Annotated in this window: 19 protein-coding genes and 1 pseudogene; 12 read left to right on the forward strand and 8 right to left on the reverse strand. The window is 38.4% G+C overall.

Annotated features, from left to right (window positions below; translation table 11 throughout):
• The first annotated feature begins 113 nt into the window (after window positions 1-113).
• Both M9R32_RS09380 and M9R32_RS09385 read left to right on the forward strand, forming a co-directional pair.
• Window positions 114-1,454, forward strand: a complete 1,341-nt coding sequence (locus M9R32_RS09380; RefSeq protein ID WP_269926482.1) for a sodium-dependent transporter — start codon at window positions 114-116, stop codon at window positions 1,452-1,454.
• A 100-nt stretch (window positions 1,455-1,554) separates the two neighbouring features.
• A complete protein-coding gene (locus M9R32_RS09385) occupies window positions 1,555-1,770 on the forward strand; it encodes a helix-turn-helix domain-containing protein (protein ID WP_269926483.1) in 216 nt (71 codons plus the stop codon).
• Between the two features lie 50 nt (window positions 1,771-1,820).
• Here the strand turns inward: M9R32_RS09385 and M9R32_RS09390 are convergent, their stop codons facing one another.
• Window positions 1,821-2,081 (reverse strand): DUF1871 family protein, encoded by a 261-nt coding sequence (locus M9R32_RS09390; RefSeq protein ID WP_269926484.1) that lies wholly within the window; start codon window positions 2,079-2,081, stop codon window positions 1,821-1,823.
• Between the two features lie 76 nt (window positions 2,082-2,157).
• Between M9R32_RS09390 and M9R32_RS09395 the strand changes: the two genes are divergently transcribed.
• On the forward strand, window positions 2,158-3,330 hold the full coding sequence (locus tag M9R32_RS09395; protein ID WP_269926485.1) for a MalY/PatB family protein: 1,173 nt from the start codon (window positions 2,158-2,160) through the stop codon (window positions 3,328-3,330).
• 282 nt (window positions 3,331-3,612) lie between these two features.
• Here the strand turns inward: M9R32_RS09395 and M9R32_RS09400 are convergent, their stop codons facing one another.
• Together M9R32_RS09400 and M9R32_RS09405 are read right to left on the reverse strand one after the other, a co-directional pair.
• On the reverse strand, window positions 3,613-3,825 hold the full coding sequence (locus tag M9R32_RS09400; RefSeq protein ID WP_269926486.1) for a hypothetical protein: 213 nt from the start codon (window positions 3,823-3,825) through the stop codon (window positions 3,613-3,615).
• Window positions 3,826-3,842: 17 nt separating this feature from the next.
• Complete coding sequence (locus tag M9R32_RS09405; protein ID WP_269926487.1) at window positions 3,843-4,583, reverse strand: peptidylprolyl isomerase; 741 nt, start codon at window positions 4,581-4,583, stop codon at window positions 3,843-3,845.
• Between the two features lie 141 nt (window positions 4,584-4,724).
• Here M9R32_RS09405 and M9R32_RS09410 point away from each other — a divergent pair, with 141 nt between their 5' ends.
• The 8 genes from M9R32_RS09410 to mnhG all read left to right on the forward strand — a co-directional run bounded on the left by M9R32_RS09410 (window position 4,725) and on the right by mnhG (window position 11,947).
• Window positions 4,725-5,957, forward strand: a complete 1,233-nt coding sequence (locus M9R32_RS09410; RefSeq protein ID WP_269926488.1) for an MFS transporter — start codon at window positions 4,725-4,727, stop codon at window positions 5,955-5,957.
• Between the two features lie 222 nt (window positions 5,958-6,179).
• Entirely contained in the window at window positions 6,180-8,600 is a 2,421-nt protein-coding gene (locus M9R32_RS09415) for a Na+/H+ antiporter subunit A (protein WP_269926489.1), read from the forward strand.
• Complete coding sequence (locus M9R32_RS09420) at window positions 8,587-9,009, forward strand: Na(+)/H(+) antiporter subunit B (protein WP_269926490.1); 423 nt, start codon at window positions 8,587-8,589, stop codon at window positions 9,007-9,009. The genes M9R32_RS09415 and M9R32_RS09420 overlap by 14 nt, the downstream gene beginning before the upstream one ends.
• Complete coding sequence (locus M9R32_RS09425) at window positions 9,009-9,350, forward strand: Na(+)/H(+) antiporter subunit C (protein ID WP_269926491.1); 342 nt, start codon at window positions 9,009-9,011, stop codon at window positions 9,348-9,350. The genes M9R32_RS09420 and M9R32_RS09425 overlap by 1 nt, the downstream gene beginning before the upstream one ends.
• Window positions 9,343-10,827: a Na+/H+ antiporter subunit D gene (locus tag M9R32_RS09430; RefSeq protein WP_269926492.1), complete on the forward strand. Its 1,485-nt coding sequence runs from the start codon at window positions 9,343-9,345 to the stop codon at window positions 10,825-10,827. Before M9R32_RS09425 ends, M9R32_RS09430 begins: the two co-directional genes overlap by 8 nt.
• Before the next feature lies 1 nt (window position 10,828).
• Window positions 10,829-11,305 carry a Na+/H+ antiporter subunit E gene (locus tag M9R32_RS09435; RefSeq protein ID WP_269926493.1) on the forward strand — a complete coding sequence of 159 codons (477 nt, stop codon included), beginning with the start codon at window positions 10,829-10,831 and terminating at the stop codon, window positions 11,303-11,305.
• Complete coding sequence (locus tag M9R32_RS09440) at window positions 11,305-11,589, forward strand: Na(+)/H(+) antiporter subunit F1 (protein WP_269926494.1); 285 nt, start codon at window positions 11,305-11,307, stop codon at window positions 11,587-11,589. Before M9R32_RS09435 ends, M9R32_RS09440 begins: the two co-directional genes overlap by 1 nt.
• Entirely contained in the window at window positions 11,570-11,947 is a 378-nt protein-coding gene (gene mnhG / locus M9R32_RS09445) for a monovalent cation/H(+) antiporter subunit G (RefSeq protein ID WP_269926495.1), read from the forward strand. The genes M9R32_RS09440 and mnhG overlap by 20 nt, the downstream gene beginning before the upstream one ends.
• Window positions 11,948-12,013: 66 nt before the next feature.
• Here mnhG and M9R32_RS09450 read toward each other — a convergent pair.
• Window positions 12,014-12,229: pseudogene (locus tag M9R32_RS09450) on the reverse strand (hypothetical protein); the annotation flags it as partial.
• A gap of 120 nt (window positions 12,230-12,349) precedes the next feature.
• Complete coding sequence (locus tag M9R32_RS09455) at window positions 12,350-13,861, reverse strand: leucyl aminopeptidase (RefSeq protein WP_269926497.1); 1,512 nt, start codon at window positions 13,859-13,861, stop codon at window positions 12,350-12,352.
• A 153-nt stretch (window positions 13,862-14,014) separates the two neighbouring features.
• On the opposite strand from M9R32_RS09455, the gene M9R32_RS09460 reads away from it, so the two are divergent.
• The gene (locus M9R32_RS09460; protein WP_269926498.1) at window positions 14,015-14,491 is read left to right on the forward strand and encodes a divergent PAP2 family protein; all 477 of its coding nucleotides are present in this window, start codon (window positions 14,015-14,017) and stop codon (window positions 14,489-14,491) included.
• A gap of 173 nt (window positions 14,492-14,664) precedes the next feature.
• Here the strand turns inward: M9R32_RS09460 and M9R32_RS09465 are convergent, their stop codons facing one another.
• The 3 genes from M9R32_RS09465 to M9R32_RS09475 all read right to left on the reverse strand — a co-directional run bounded on the left by M9R32_RS09465 (window position 14,665) and on the right by M9R32_RS09475 (window position 16,910).
• Window positions 14,665-14,994: a YuiB family protein gene (locus tag M9R32_RS09465; RefSeq protein ID WP_269926499.1), complete on the reverse strand. Its 330-nt coding sequence runs from the start codon at window positions 14,992-14,994 to the stop codon at window positions 14,665-14,667.
• 195 nt (window positions 14,995-15,189) lie between these two features.
• On the reverse strand, window positions 15,190-15,324 hold the full coding sequence (locus M9R32_RS09470; RefSeq protein ID WP_269926500.1) for a YuiA family protein: 135 nt from the start codon (window positions 15,322-15,324) through the stop codon (window positions 15,190-15,192).
• Window positions 15,325-15,695: 371 nt separating this feature from the next.
• Entirely contained in the window at window positions 15,696-16,910 is a 1,215-nt protein-coding gene (locus M9R32_RS09475; RefSeq protein WP_269926501.1) for an NAD(P)/FAD-dependent oxidoreductase, read from the reverse strand.
• Window positions 16,911-17,065: the final 155 nt, after the last annotated feature.

The following is a 17,065-nucleotide window of genomic DNA, read 5'->3' on the forward strand; positions in this document are numbered from 1 at the left end:
GTATTACTTGTTATACGAACGAATTCCTCAAATTGTTTCAGAAAATTATATTCTTTTCGACGGCTCTCGTGTAGAATAAGAAAAATCTTTAAAGATTGAAGGAGTTGGAGTACATGGCAAAACGCGATCATTTTGCATCTAAGATAGGCTTCGTCCTCGCAGCAGCTGGAAGTGCTATAGGGCTGGGGGCAATATGGAAGTTTCCATATATGGCAGGAACAAACGGTGGTAGCGTGTTTGTCTTATTATTTATCATCAGTACCTTGTTGATTGGTTTGCCGATTTTGCTTGCGGAGTTCGTCATAGGACGTAAAGGCCAAGCCGATGCAATTACTGGACTTAAAAAACTGGCACCGGGGAAGAAATGGTTTTTAATCGGATGGTCAGGGTTCTTTTTCTCATTTATTATTCTTTCATTTTACAGTGTTGTAGGTGGATGGATTTTATCTTATTTAGGAAGAGCATTAATGTTCAGCCTAAATAATAGTGGTGAAAGTTATTACGCGAACTTATTCGACAGTATTATAGCCAACCCGTGGGAAGTATTACTTGGGCAAGCTGTCTTTATGTTATTAACAATTTTAATCGTTCAAGGCGGCATTGAGGCTGGAATTGAACGTGCCAGCCGCATCATGATGCCCGCTCTCTTGATTTTCTTTGTAGTACTTGTTATTCGTTCATTGACACTGGACGGTGCTATGGAAGGTGTTAAATTCATGTTTGTGCCGGATTGGTCTTACTTTACTGCACAAACCATGCTTTTGGCATTAGGACAGGCGTTCTTCTCACTTAGTGTTGGGGTAGCCGGAATGATGACCTATGCTTCGTACTTGCCAAAAGAACAAAAATTAGGAAATTCAGCTTTCAGCGTCTCATTGTTAAATATCGGCATTTCCCTTATGGCCGGACTGGTTATTTTCCCGGCGGTTTTTGCACTCGGTTACTCACCGAATGAAGGACCTGGTTTAGTGTTCATCATTTTACCTGCAGTATTTGAACAAATTCCATTCGGTGCCTTCTTTATGTTGTTGTTCTTCATCTTGATGTTATTTGCAACTTTAACATCCTCTATTGCGATGTTAGAGACTGTAGTGTCAATGGGAATTAAAAATGCATATGATAAAAGGAAACGTTCTTCATGGATTTACGGTTTGCTTATTTTCCTTGTGGGTATTCCTAGTGCTCTATCTTTCGGTGTATTTTCAGATGTGAAGATTTTTGGAAAAACTTTCTTTGATTTTGCTGATTTCCTGACAAATAATTTTGGTTTACCTTTAGGCGCATTAATGATATCGATCTTTGCAGGGTACGTTTTAAAGAAACAAGAAACGTTCGACGAATTGAATATTTCTTCTTTAACATTTACTACCTGGCATTTGATTGTTCGTTATCTGGCTCCGATTGCTATCATCGTGGTCTTTCTAAATGCCATGATTTCAGTTTTTAGAGGTTAATAACTGTCTGTGAAACGACTTATTTCACAAAATCTTTATCTATGATGTATGATAAGATAGTTGAAAACATACGATGTATGATGGAAAGGAGTGCATGAAGATGAAACATGAATTTCACACTCAACTTCGCTTATTGCGAGAAGAACGTAATATGTCTTTAGAAGATTTATCACTAAAAACAAGAATTGGTGCGGGGAAATTAGAACAATATGAAGCAGGTACGGAAGTCCCTTCTGTACAGACCATTTTGAAATTATCCAACGCACTCGAAGTTCCAGCCTCTAATTTGTTGGACGGACTTCAAGTTAGTTCATAATACATGAAAAGAGCGTTCACCATTGGTGAGCGCTCTTTTTTGTGATGTATTTATACGATGCATTTTGCCTCATATTTTACTGCTATTAATTTATAAGAAATTTGAACACATTGTTCAATAGGAATCCATTGTTCATATGAATGTTCATATACTTCCTGTATGCGTTTTGCGAGTTCAGTTGGGTGATCGATTGCTTGTAGAGCTGCTACGACATCTGCCGTTTCCGTATCATATGCATCTGTACCCATGTTGAAAGGATCCCACAATTGAAGCAACCTCACTGCTTTACGATTCATTTCAATGTTTTCCATCATTTTTCACCTATTTACTTTTCTTTAATAAGAGCTATGATAACATATTAATAAAAAAAGGAAAGAAGGAATTGCTTTGACTTCGTTTGAACAAGTAATCGATCGACGAAATACTCGCTCAGTTAAATGGGATTTAATGGAGACGATATATGGAATAGAAGATGCTTCAGATATCTTGCCAATGTGGGTAGCAGACATGGATTTCGCAGCGCCACAAGCAGTCATTGATGCACTTGAAGAACGACTCAAACATCCAATTTTTGGCTATTCATATATGTGCGAAGGATGTAAAACCGCTGTACAAAATTGGCTATATAAGAGGCATGGCTGGCAAACACAAACTGACTGGATGCTCTTTCATCATGGTGTAGTTCCTGCCATTGCGACAGTTATTGAAACCTTTACTCAAAAAGGGGACCGTATTTTGATTTCATCTCCTGTCTATCCCCCGTTTTTCTCCATTCCTGAAAAACAAGGAAGACAAGTAGTAGAGAATTTCCTCATTGAAAAAAATGGAACATATGAATTTAATTTCCGTAGTTTCGAAGACCAGTTATCTCAAGGTGTGAAACTTTTCATTTTATGTAATCCACATAATCCAGGGGGAATGGTGTGGTCAAAAGAAATTTTGGCAGAAATCGTGCGATTGTGCGCGAAATACAATACCTTGATTTTATCTGATGAGATTCATAGCGATTTGGTTTTCGCTCCTCATCAACACATTCCTCTTGTTTCTGTTGCCAACGGGGAAGAAAATCGCATTATAACTTGTGTCGCTCCCACAAAAACCTTTAATTTGGCTGGTGTACAGGCTGCTGTCATGATTGCAACGGATGAAGAGAAACGAGAAAAGCTGAAAGAAAACGCGCTTGCTCACGGTCAAATGGAATTAAGTCCATTTGCGGCAACTGCATTATCTGCCGCTTACGAACATGGAGAAGCTTGGCTAGAAGAATTGCTCTCTGTCCTTTCTTCCCATATGGACTATGTCATTTCTGAAATAACCAATGCTATTCCATCCATAAAAATAACGAAACCGAACGGAACCTATTTGTTATGGATTGATACCCGCGATACAGGTCTATCTGAAAATGAGATCATGAACCTACTGTTGACCAAAGGAAAGCTAGCTTTGGAACCTGGCTCTAAATATGGAAAAGCGGGAACAGGATTTTTTAGAATGAATATCGCTTGTCCGAGAGAGGTACTTGAGGATGGGGTTGCCCGTTTTATAAAGGCATTAACGTAAAAGGAATTCTTGGATTGCTCAGTAAAATGACAGATTTGAATCAATTTCTCAGGAGTTTTGGTACAACTCTTCAAAAAGAGATGAACTTTTTCGATTTGGTTGCAACTTTCGAGAATTCGTTGAATCTATCCAATGTTCTCCTTAATTTTTCTCGATATACTTATTCTTAGACACTGCGACGAGTAAGCGCAACTGTTTTACGATATATCAATATTCACAAGCAAATAAGAAAAGGGGCTGTCCTAAAAGTCATATTAATGACAAGGACAGCCCCTTATATTTTTAGTTTTGATCTTTTTGTTTGTCGGTCTGACGTTCACGTAAAATACGTTCTTCTAAATCCTTCGTCTTTTGTTCTTGTTTTTTTGAAAGTTTGATAATCCAGCGAAAAGCAAGGACGCAAAGGATTGCAAAAATCAAGAATTGAAAAGCCGCAGGAATATAGGCAGACTTATCTTCTGGAAAGTATAGAAAGTTGAGAATCCAATCATTCATTTGGAACACTTCCTAACTTATTTTTGAAGTACTTCGATAGATTCGATTTTGATGTCTTCAAGTGGTTTGTCGCTTGAGTTCTTTTTAACCTTAGTCATCGAATCCACAACGTCCATACCTTCAATAACTTGTCCGAAAACTGTGTGACGGTTATCCAACCAAGGAGTTCCACCGTTTGTAGAATAAGCTTCAATGATTTCTTCTGGGTATCCAGCTTGTTTCAGTTGGTTTAGCATGCTTGAATCTACACGGCTAGCTTGAACGATAAAGAACTGACTTCCGTTTGTCCCTGGACCAGCGTTCGCCATTGATAATGCGCCACGCAAGTTGAAAGCTTTATCCGAGAACTCATCTTCAAATTTAGGTCCGTAAATGCTTTCTCCACCCATACCTGTACCAGTTGGGTCGCCACCTTGGATCATGAAATCTTGAATGATTCGGTGGAAAATGATGCCATCATAATAGCCATTTTCAGCATGAGTAATAAAGTTTTCGACTGTTTTAGGAGCGATTTCTGGGAAAAGTTTAATCTTAATCGCACCCATCGTTGTGTTCATTACGACTAACGCTTCATTTGAAGCAACTTCTGTTGATAATTGTGGATACATTGCACTCTCTCCTTCAGATGTAGTTGTAGTAGTTTCTTTCGTTTCTTCAGTTGGTTTTTCTGTTTCTTCTTTTTCGACACTTTCTTTTGTGCCACATCCTGCTAACAGGACAAACAAGCTAATTAATAACAGCCATCCTCGTTTTTTCATGTTCATTTCACCCTAAAATAGTCTATCATATTCTGATAACAATTTCAGTAAATAAGTCATTCCACTTCCTTCGTCAGACGAAATGTTTTATAATTAAACAATAACGCTTACTTTGTAGTCGAAATGAAAGAAGGAATTTATTTGGTCAATGAAAAAAGAAATTTTTATATTATATGGATATCAAATTTTTTAGTAGCAGGAACCGCAACGATGATTATGCCCTTCCTGTCACTTTATATAGATACAATGGGTGACTTTTCTGATTCATATGTACAAAAATGGTCAGGTTTTGTTTTTGGCATTACCTTCGTTTCAGCTTTCCTTATGTCACCAATTTGGGGAAGAATCGCTGATCGCTTCGGTTATAAACCAATATTAATCATTACAGGTTTTGGGATATCCATCAGTATTCTACTCATGGGATTTGTACATTCAGTGGAAGCTTTCTTCTTGTTACGTTTGTTTATGGGGGTAGTTACTGGGTTTATACCAACATCACTTGCCTTCATTAGTTCCCAAACACCTAAAGAGGTAGCAGGTAAGACACTTGGAACCCTTCAAATGGGAAGTGTTTCTGGTACATTATTCGGACCCGTTCTCGGCGGCTTTCTTGCAGATTCATTTGGTTTTCAGTATACATTTGTCATCACATCAGCAGTTATTGCATTTGCAGCAATTCTTATTATGGTTGGTATAAGAGAAACTAAAAATATTCCTGCTTCTGATGCACATGTGTATTCACGAAAAACCGTCTTATCTGGAATCATTCATCATCGATTGGTATTTAACGTAATGATTATTACTGCCTTGATTCAAATCGGGAACTTTAGCATCCAGCCGCTTCTTTCGCTTTATGTTTCAGGATTGTCCGATTCCTCTCAAGTAGCTCTGCTTGCCGGAATTACGTTCAGTGCAGCTGGAGTCGGGAATTTATTATTCGCAAGAAAATGGGGACAACTGGGAGATTCCATAGGCTATGAGAAAGTGTTAAGTTTCCTGCTCATCCTGGCTTTTCTTTTCATTATCCCGCAAGCTTTTGTAACAGAACTATGGCAATTGATTATTTTAAGACTCCTATTTGGGATTGCCGTTGGCGGCTTGGTCCCAATTACTACTGCACTGGTCAGACGTGAATCTCCGATAGAGATTCAAGGAGAGATGATGGGTTATAATACGAGTTTTCGATTTTTTGGGAACATCATCGGTCCGATGTTAGGCGGTATAGTCAGTGGATATATAGGGATTTCTTCTGTCTTTTTCGTAACAGGTGCTTTATTTCTCTTGTCGTATTTAGTTCTGACATCTACTCGAAAAAAACCTGATCAAGATTTTGAAAAAGTGTTGCTCAATGAAGAAGCACATCAGCAAGCATAATTCAGTTTTAAAGCGTATCTCTATCTTGAGAGGCGCTTTTTTTTGTGAATTTTTTATGATTAATTATGAAATCTACTGTGGTTTCTTCCTATTTATCATAGTGAGGAAAGTTAGAAGGCAATTCCCACTGCTGTAAGGAGTATCCCATGCAATCACTCTATATGTACGCTATAATTGTCTTTATAGTGAGAAATTGTGATTGTTCTAAAAAGGAGGATTAACTTGTCTTTTGTCTATTTTATTTTCATCCCCATGCTTGCCGCACTAGTGATTCCTTTTTTATATAAAAAAGTACGTGGCATTCACACCGGTTGGTTTGTACTAGCCGTTCCAGTTATATTGTTCAGCCTTTATACCACATTTTTATCAAAGGTTAAAAATGGAGAATCATTTACTTCCTCTTTCGAATGGATTCCTTCGTTGAACATTTCTGTAACCTCTTACATAGACGGATTGAGTTTGTTATTTTCTCTACTCATTACCGGTATTGGCTCATTGGTTGTCTTATATTCCATATTCTATCTGGATAAAACACGTGAGCAATTGCATAACTTCTACGTTTATTTGCTACTCTTCATGACAGCGATGCTTGGGGTTGTACAATCCGATCATATGATCAGTTTGTATTTCTTCTGGGAATTGACATCAATCTCATCATTCTTATTGATTGGGTATTGGTATAAACGAGATCGTTCCCGCTTCGGTGCTTTAAAATCAATGATGATTACCGTATTTGGCGGATTAATGATGCTCGGTGGCTTCGTACTTCTTTCAATCATGGGAGACACTTATTCAATTCGGGAATTGATTGCTTCCGCTCCAGAGCTCGGCAACCATGAATGGTTTGTATGGTCTCTAATTCTCATTTTACTTGGGGCTTTCACCAAGTCTGCACAGTTCCCATTCTATATTTGGTTACCGGATGCAATGGAAGCACCTACTCCAGTCAGTGCTTACTTACACTCAGCCACAATGGTTAAAGCCGGTCTTTATCTAGTAGCTCGGTTCACGCCAATTTTCGCAAGTTCTGAATGGTGGATTTGGCTTGTGACTGGAATCGGATTATTAACACTCTTCTGGGGTTCATTCTTTGCTTTGAAACAAACAGACTTAAAAGGCATTTTGGCTTTCTCAACAGTAAGTCAACTTGGCTTAATTATGTCTTTACTTGGTGCAGGAGCGATTTCTTTCCACACAGGAATAGAAGAGGATTCCATTTTTAAATATGCTGCTTTTGCAGCTATTTTCCACTTAGTGAATCACGCGACATTTAAAGGTAGTCTGTTTATGATTGCCGGTATCGTCGATCATGAGACTGGGACCCGGGATATTCGAAAACTAGGTGGTCTCATGAGCATGATGCCAATCAGTTTTACCATTGCTCTTATTGGAAGTTTTTCAATGGCAGGCCTTCCTCCATTTAACGGTTTCTTGAGTAAAGAGATGTTTTTAACGGGAATGCTCTCCATACAAGATTTTAATTTGTTTGCGTTTGATACTTGGGGGATCTTGTTCCCGATTATCGCTTGGATTGCGAGCGTGTTCACATTTATATATAGTTTCTATTTTGTATTCCGCACGTTTACTGGGAAACACAAACCAGATCTATTACCAAAACAAGCGCATGAAGCACCGATTGGCATGCTCATTTCACCTGCCATATTAGGGTCTCTCGTAGTAGCAATCTTCTTCATTCCTAACGTTATTGGTGATGTTTTGGTAAAACCAGCTGTTGTGGCTATACAACCCTACCTTTACGATGTTCCTGAAGATATACACATTCACATTAAAGCTTGGCATGGGCCCAATATTGAATTGTGGATGACCATTGGAATTGTCCTTTTGGGGTATCTCCTATATGCGACCTTGTCTAAATGGCAACCACTATACAATAAATTCCCGCAAGGTTTCACACTTAATCGTCTGTACGACACCATGATGTTTCTGAGTGAAGTAGGGACAAACCGTCTAACAAGATTTTATATGACAGGCTTCATTCGCTCATATTTAGTGTATATGTTTACTGGGATTGTTCTTTTAACAATTAGTACAGTTTTCATTAAAGAAGCTTTTGATATTAGCTTCGCTACTTTGGCTCCAATTCGTTTTTATGAATTGATTATCGCCCTTGTGTTAATCGCTGGTACATTAACCATCTTATTGGCTAAGTCCCGATTAACTTCCATCATTGCATTGGGTGCAGTAGGATACTCAGTTGCTCTATTCTTTGTCATTTTCAATGCGCCTGACTTAGCACTGACACAATTGGTTATTGAAACAGTTTCAGTTGCACTCTTCCTATTGGCTTTTTATCACCTACCAAAATTAAATCGCCATGAAAATCGAATGAAATTCCGTTTGGGCAATGCATTGGTTGCCATTGGCGTTGGCGTTACCGTTACCATCGTTGCACTTTCCGCTCATTCACAGAAGCTCGTGCCGTCCATTTCTTCTTATTATGAAAAAACGGTCTATAAGGAAGCCGGTGGCGGAAACATCGTAAACGTTATTTTAGTTGACTATCGTGGTTTTGATACTTTATTTGAAATTGCAGTTCTCGCAATCGCATCTCTTGGCATTATTGCGTTGATTCAGCTGCGCCTGACTAAAAAGAAAGAGGTGAATCGAATTGAAGACAAATGATGTTATTTTACAAACAACGACAAAAATCATCTTCTTTATCATTTTTCTCTTTTCGATTCACATTTTCTTCGCTGGTCATTATACACCTGGTGGCGGATTTGTAGGAGGTTTACTGACTGCCAGCGGAATCGTCCTGTTGTTGCTGGCATTTGATTTAAAAACGGTTACAACTGCTTTACCAATCAACTATACGGTCATGACGGCAATCGGATTATTATTGGCATTAAGTACAGCTGCAGGAGCTATTTTCTTCAATGTACCTTTCTTTACACATGCCTTTGATTATTTCCATCTTCCTCTATTGGGGAAACAGTCATTACATACCGCCATGTTGTTTGATACAGGTGTATATTTAGTTGTCGTAGGCGTTACGATGACCATTATTCAATCGATTGGAGCTGATGATTAATGGAAATTGTCATGTGTTTTGTCATCGGTTTTCTATTCATGGCAGCAGTTTATTTAATGCTTTCAAAAAGTCTGCTGCGCATTATTATTGGTACCGGTTTACTCAGTCACGGAGCACATTTACTGATTCTAACGATGGGTGGACTTGAAGGATCCGCACCGCCGGTTGTTTCACATGGTGTGACGGATTACGCTGACCCACTACCTCAGGCACTGATATTGACTGCAATTGTCATCAGTTTCGGTGTAACTGCATTTTTCTTGGTACTTGCTTATCGCGCTTATCAGGAATTGGGTACAGACAATATGAATTTAATGAGAGGAACTGAAGATCATGATTAATTTGCTTTTGTTCCCTATCTTGCTTCCTTTTTTCTTTGCCATGATATTAATGCTTTTTCCAAAGAAGATTCTGGCACAACGAACAGTTGCTTCTACTGCTCTTGTACTGACCTTTGGGGTAACTCTTGTATTACTTTATAAAGTTAAAACAAATGGCATCCAAGCCATTACACTAGGTAGCTGGCCTGCCCCTTTTGGTATTTCGATGGTTTCGGATATGTTATCAGTATTACTTGTCCTGTCCTCGACATTGATTGCCCTTTTAGTTGTCTGGTATAGTTTTTCATCAATCGGAAAGGATCGAGAATCCTTTTTCTACTATCCTGGCATCTTGTTCATGTTAACGGGCGTGAATGGCGCATTTACTACCGGCGATATTTTCAACATGTTCGTATTTTTTGAAGTATTACTTATGTCTTCCTACTTGTTGATTGTTCTTGGTGGTGAAAAAGGACAATTAAGGGAATCTATTAAATATATTTTGGTGAACGTCATTTCATCTGCTTTGTTTGTTGTAACCGTTGCTTACTTATATTCCGTTATCGGTACTTTGAATATGGCTGATATTTCAGTAAAAATCGCACAAATTGATCAACCGGGAATTATCACAGTCATCGCGGTATTATTCCTGCTTGTATTTGGATTGAAAGGTGCGATATTTCCGCTTTATTTCTGGTTGCCAAGTTCTTATGCGGCACCTCCAATTCCTGTATTGGCCTTATTCGGGGCGTTATTGACCAAAGTAGGGGTCTATGCCATCATGCGTACATATACTCTGTTTTTTACGTTGGATCAAGGGTTTACACACGAAATGCTGATGATTCTTTCGATTCTAACAATTATTGCGGGATGTATTGGAGCGCTAGCTTACTTTGATGTAAAGAAAATTATCATCTATAACATCATTATTGCTGTTGGCGTTATATTATTTGGTGCATCCCAAATGAATGAAGCAGCTTTAATGGGTTCTGTGTTCTACTTAATTCATGACATTTTGATTAAAGGGGCTTTGTTCTTATTAATTGGTGTCATTATTGCGATTACTGGCACATCTGATTTAAGAAAAATGGGTGGGTTGATTAAAACTTATCCGATGCTTGGATGGACTTACTTAATAGCTGCTTTTGGATTAGCCGGTATACCACCTTTGAGTGGATTTATAGGGAAATTGCTTATCGTACAAGGTGGATTTGAAGCAGGGAATCTATGGGGAAGTATTTTAATTTTACTTTCTAGTCTAGCTGTTTTATTATCCGTGATCCGCATTTTCATTTATGCTTTCTGGGGTGAGACGGTAGAGATAAAGCCTCTTACAAGACAGCACTACCGCGGATTATTTATGCCAGCAGTCATTCTAGTAGCAATCAGTGTTTTGTATGGCGTAGGTTCTGAGTGGTTGGTCCCTTATATGAGTGACGCAGCGAGTGTATTGCTAGAACCAGCTCTCTATATAAAAGCTGTTTTAGGGGGTGCTTAAGATGGCATTTCAAATTATGCTGAATTTTTTTATCGCCTTTCTTTGGATGTTTTTGTCCGTATCATTTAATGCTTCCACGTTTATCGTCGGATTTTTATTAGGAATGCTGATGCTCTGGATAACAAAAGGATTTTTTCCAGGACGTTTCTATATGAATCGTGTGTTGGCCGTGATTAAACTGATTATGCTATTTTTAAGGGAATTGATTATGGCTAATATTCAAGTTCTATTGTTGATTATTCAGCCCAAGATGCCAATCAAACCAGCCATATTTGCACTTCCTATTGTTTTGGAAAAGGATTGGGAAATCACACTATTAGCAAGTTTAATTACGTTGACTCCTGGTACCCTTGTTCTCGACGTCTCCAAGGATTCCAAAATTTTATATATCCATGCATTGCATTATGACGATGCTGATGAAGCAATTGATTCGATTAAAAATACTTTTGAAAAAGCCATACAGGAGGTGAGCCGCTGATGATGGTGTTCTTTTGGGTCATGGTCATCTTAATCAGCCTGTCCATGTTGGCTTTTATCTACAGATTAATTGTCGGGCCTTCAATTCCTGACAGAGTTGTAGCACTCGATTCATTAGGGGTTGCACTTATCTGCATGATTGGGCTATTTTCTATACTAGTTGATACTAGCTTTTTCCTTGAAATCATTTTACTGTTAGCCATTTTAGCATTTATCGGCACTGTGGCTTTCTCTAAGTTTTTAGAGAAAGGAGAGATAATCCAACGTGACAACGATCATAGCTAATATACTTATCGTTTCTACGATAGTTTTTGGAGTAATTTTCATTCTTGTGACCGCTATTGGCTTAATTCGCCTGCCGGATGTTTATTCCCGAACTCATGCGGCTTCCAAAAGCGCTACGCTCGGGGTTATGTTTATCCTGCTGGGTGTATTTCTCCACTTTTGGTTAATCGAAGGACATATCAATACTCGTATTCTGCTAGGCATCGTATTTTTATTTATCACAGGACCAGTTGGCGGACACGTCATCGGCCGCTCTGCCTATTTGACAGGAGTAAAGCTCTGGGATAAATCAGTTAAAGATGAATTAGCACCTGTTGTAGCTGAACGTAAAAAACAACATGAACAAAATAAAACGTAAAGACTCGGCTTGAAATAAAATAAAACGCTTTTGCTGTTCCCGTAACGGGAGAGCAAAAGCGTTTTTTTAATATGGGCGATATGGATTATAAGGATTATAAGGATATTGATATTGATATGGGTAATAATAAGGCTGATAGTAAGGTTGATTATAGAATGCTGAGCCAAGCAAGCTTCCTGCCAAGCCCCCTAAAAATGGACCACCAAAAAAGCCCAGTCCTCCAAAACCACGTCCAAACCCACCACCAAATCCTCTTCCAAATCCTCCACCATAATAAGGTCGATAGCGATTCATATGTCCCCTCCTCTCTTTCCTAACGTATGAAAAAAAGGAAGTGTGACATATGCATATAGCCTATAAGCCAAAATAGCACCCTAAAACTAGTCTTTACATTCTAACCGTTTATTCTTCAGGATTTTCCAGACTCATCCGTTCCACAAGCGTCGCTAATGAACGGACCATTGCTCCAGTTCCACCTTTTGGTCCTAAATCGTGTGCTGCGCTTGCATCAGAAGTACCTGCGATATCTAAATGAATCCAAGGTGTATTTTCAACAAATTCACCAACAAACCCACCACCAAAAATCATATGACCGTCTCGACCCGGCGAATTATTTAAATCCGCCACATCACTTTTTCGAATTCGTTTCTTATCGCTTTCAGTTAAAGGCAATCTCCATACAAACTCGCCTGTTTCAACCGTTGCTTCTAAAAATGTTTCAAAGAACGTTTCATCATTCGTCAGTGCACCTGTTTTATCTTTACCAAGAGCGATAATTACGCCACCAGTCAACGTTGCAACGTCTACAATATAGTTCGCGCCTTGTTGCTTGGCATATGTGACGGAATCAGCCAACACAAGTCGTCCTTCAGCATCCGTATTTAGGATTTCAATCGTTTTCCCACTTAAAGACGTGATGACATCATCAGGTTTAAATGCATTGCCTGAAATCATGTTATCAGTAGAGGCAATGACAGCTATGACGTTTTTATTAGGGCGTGTTTCACCAATAATGCGCATCGCACCTAAAACAGCCGCTGCACCACCCATATCACCTTTCATGCCAACAAGACCATCCTTAGGCTTAATGGAGTAACCACCAGTATCGTAAGTAATCCCTTTACCTACCAGACCAACAACATCTGTCCATTCTTCATTTGCACGGTATTTGATAACCATTAATCGTGGTTCCTCTGTTGAACCTTGATTCACTGCCAAAATTGCGCCCATTCCGAGTTCTTCCATTTCAGCTTTACCTAGTTCTTCATATTCGAAATCATATGTTTCTGCCAATTCTTTTGCGTACTCAGCCATTTTGGTTGCCGTCAATACGTTCGAAGGCATGTTAACTAACGTACGGGCTTCATTAACTGCTTCTGCATACACTTGTCCGACTTCAAAATAAGCCAAAATTTCCTGTTCATCCGAATTCGTTAACAAATCAACATTGTCCAGGTAAGTTTCTACTTCATTAGAAGATGTTTTGTAGTTCGGTACTTTATATAGTCCCATTCCAATTCCTTCTGCAGAAAGATAAGCCACATCTTCTATTTCAATATCTTCATTGATAAACGAATCCAACCAAATGGAGACACTAGACGTTTTAGAAGAAACTAGTTCTTTTCCAACTGTCCCAAAAATATCACGTAATTCATCTTGATCTAAAGTTTTACGATCGCCAAGTCCAACAAAGAAAATGCGTTGCAGTTTACCCTCTTGAAGTGTTGGTAATTTCGTCAATTTCTTGTGATCAGTCGAAACATCTCCTGCCTTTAACCATTTCTCCAAGGATGAACCATAGAAAGAAACAAAGTCTGACCAGCCTTGTGTATTTTCAGGATGTTTAAATGTTCCCACAATCAATACTTCTGTTTGTACTTCATTAAAATTAATACCAGCAACATTTACTTTCACATTAACCCCTCCATCTATTTACATTCGAATTCTATTATATACGAATATGTTACGCTTTTCGAATTATCTGTCATTACATGATTTTACGCGTTTTCTAGAGTACTAGATGTGGTATACTTTACTATACAATTCAACACGAAAGGGTGGACAACAATGGACATTCTAACAAATATTCCACTCCTTGCAGCGCTATTCGGAATCATATTTGCTCAACTCGTAAAAATCCCGATTACCTATTTAGTAACAGGAATTGTGGACTGGAAGCTTTTCACTTCAACTGGTGGCATGCCGAGCTCCCACTCTGCAGCAGTAACGGCCTTAACCACTGCAGTGGCATTTGAAACCGGCTTGGGTTCACCACTTTTTGCTGTATCTGCGATTTTTGCCATCATTGTCATGTTTGATGCGACTGGCGTGCGTTTCCAGGCTGGACAGCAAGCAATCATGATAAATCAAATGCGAGTTGACTTTCAAGTATTTGTTAATCAATCAAAAGGATGGTCTCAGAAAAAAAACGAAGAAAAAATTGAAGAGCTCAAAACACTACTTGGACACAAGCCTAGTGAAGTGTTTATGGGCGCTCTGACTGGTATAGTTATTTCCATTATCATTTATGTCTTTATATTATAAAAAGCAGTGAAGCTCTTTTGTGAGCTTCACTGCTTTTTAGTTAAATGAAATATTAAACTTTGTGGGTCCATGAAAGAATGCCAGGTGTTTAAGCTTTCCTTCCGTAACTCAGACGGAAGCATTTCCACATCAATACTTAAAGCGTCAGCGTTGAGCTTAAAAGACACTTTTTGTTAAAACATTTGATATCCATTTTTACGTAACATTTTAATTACGATTCCTGCAATGATTGCGCCCACCAAACCACTCGATAAAACTAAAATATCTGCGAAATGAAGAGCCATCAATTTATCTCCAAGAGCTTGAAATGCCATTACAGGTGATGTGAAGTATTCAAAGAATTCCACTTCATCGATAATCAAGATGACGATTATTGGATAGACAATTGCCATCAACCAGGTCATGCGAAGTAACATATTGAGTAAAAAACCAATCCCGAAAAACATTACCATAAATATTAATACGGATAACATAACCGTTACAAGTGTAAAATTACCGTCCATTGAATTGTTCCCTCCATGCGTTCCTTTCAACAGTTTACATGATTGGTATGTTGCTTTCAATATCCTGGTGAGTTGTTCATCGGAATGTAACATGTTATGGACTTATTCAGCGTCAAAGGAGCTATTCGGATTGATTGTATGGACAAACAATAAAGGCTCTTTTCGCATCTCTACGAAAAGAACCTTTATTGCTGATTATTTTCTACCTGATCCAGCACAGCATGAACAAGTCTCAGATCCACCAAGACGTAATTGGAAGTATCCATTTCCTTTACAGTATGGGCATTGATTGGCTTTAACATCCTTTTTATAAGTAGTCAAATTGACCATCTCCTTTTGATTTTCAATTCTTAATTTTCAGATAATATAACACACAGAAATTTACCTGTAAACCATATGCCCATACAATGTAAACGAATACATATTACTTTTACTCTCATATCCTCTCTTTTTCTCTTTTTTTCTCGTTTTTTTATAAAAGGAGCTTCTTATAATCTACATCTTCCTATATATGCGTTAAACGCCCATTAATTGCCTAATAATAATGGGTATACTCAAATTTTTTTCAGTAAGACCTAAATTACAATACAAACTTTGCCTAATCTATAAACAGCTATTTTGTAAATAATTCCATGAATACATTGTCATTGAACCTAAAAAAATCCCATCTGGACGATCCAGACGGGATTTAGAAATCAATATTAAAGAACGTTAAACTTACCTTTTTTAACAACTAATGAAGGGCCACCTAACATGTATAGAGCACGGTTATCAACCATTTTCTTCATGAATGAAGCTTTAGCACCCGTCACTTTTTTACCGAAGACTACGCCAATTGCATCGTCCTCACCAAGTGAACATACACTACCTTTTAAGTCAGGTACGAATGTTTCTGTTTCTTGACCGTTGATTAAAGCGATAAGGTTCTTCGCCACTGTCACACCTTGTTGCATAGCAATTTGAGCTGTTGGTGGGTATGGACGGTTAACTTCTTCATTAATTAATAAAGCACAATCTCCAACGATAAATACATCATCGTGGCCTGGAGCACGCATATCTTTTTCAACTTTAACGCGAGCACGCATGTTTTCGATGCCAGTTTGTTCGATTAAACGATTTCCTCGAACGCCTGCAGCCCAAACAACTGTGCCAGCTTTCACGAAATCAAACTCTTCTTCGCCTTTTTTGATCTTAACGCCTTCAGGAGTTGCTTCAACAACTGGTGTTCCAATTGAGAATTCAATTCCTTTTGCTTGAAGGTGTCCAACTGCGTATTCAACTAATTCCGGGTCGAAACCTGGTAATACCATTGGTGCAGCTTCTACACAAATAACGCGAACTTTTTCTTGAGGTACATCAAACTCTTTGCAAAGTTCAGGAACTCGGTTACCAAGTTCACCAAGGAACTCGATACCTGTAAACCCAGCACCACCTACAACGATTGTTAAACGGCTATCATCTTTTACTTCTTCCATTGACCATGTAGCGAATTGGTATTCGATATGTTCACGGATTTGACGAGCTGCTTTGACATTTGCAATAGACAAAGCATACTTATCTAGACCTGGAATACCGAATGTTTCGCCTTCGAATCCAAGACCGATTACTAGGTAGTCATAAGAAAACACACCGTTATCAGTTGTTACTTGTTTTCCAGGAATATCGATTCCTTCTACAGATGCTTTAACAAATTTAACTTTATCTGATTTAATAACATCTGCGATGTCATAACGTACTTGATCTGGTCTTAATGTTCCTGCTGAAGCTTCATGTAACCAAGTTGATTCATAGTGATAATCATTTTGGTTGATTAGTGTAATATCCGCAACGTCAGGTCCAATGTTTTTTTGTAAGTTGACTATAGTTGCTAAACCGCCATATCCGGCGCCTAATACTAAAATTGTCGGTCTTTTCACGAAGATCGAAACCACCTTTAAATAGTTTTATATTTATTCGTCCAGTCAAAGAAAAAAGAAGTATTCCCATACTTCAATCAGACTAAAGCGAATTTGTCTCTTTTTCGACAAATGTACTATCCTCTATAATATACTTCTTATGTTTTGATTTCAAT

This window comes from Paenisporosarcina quisquiliarum (assembly GCF_027563315.1).
GTDB lineage: Bacteria > Bacillota > Bacilli > Bacillales_A > Planococcaceae > Paenisporosarcina > Paenisporosarcina quisquiliarum.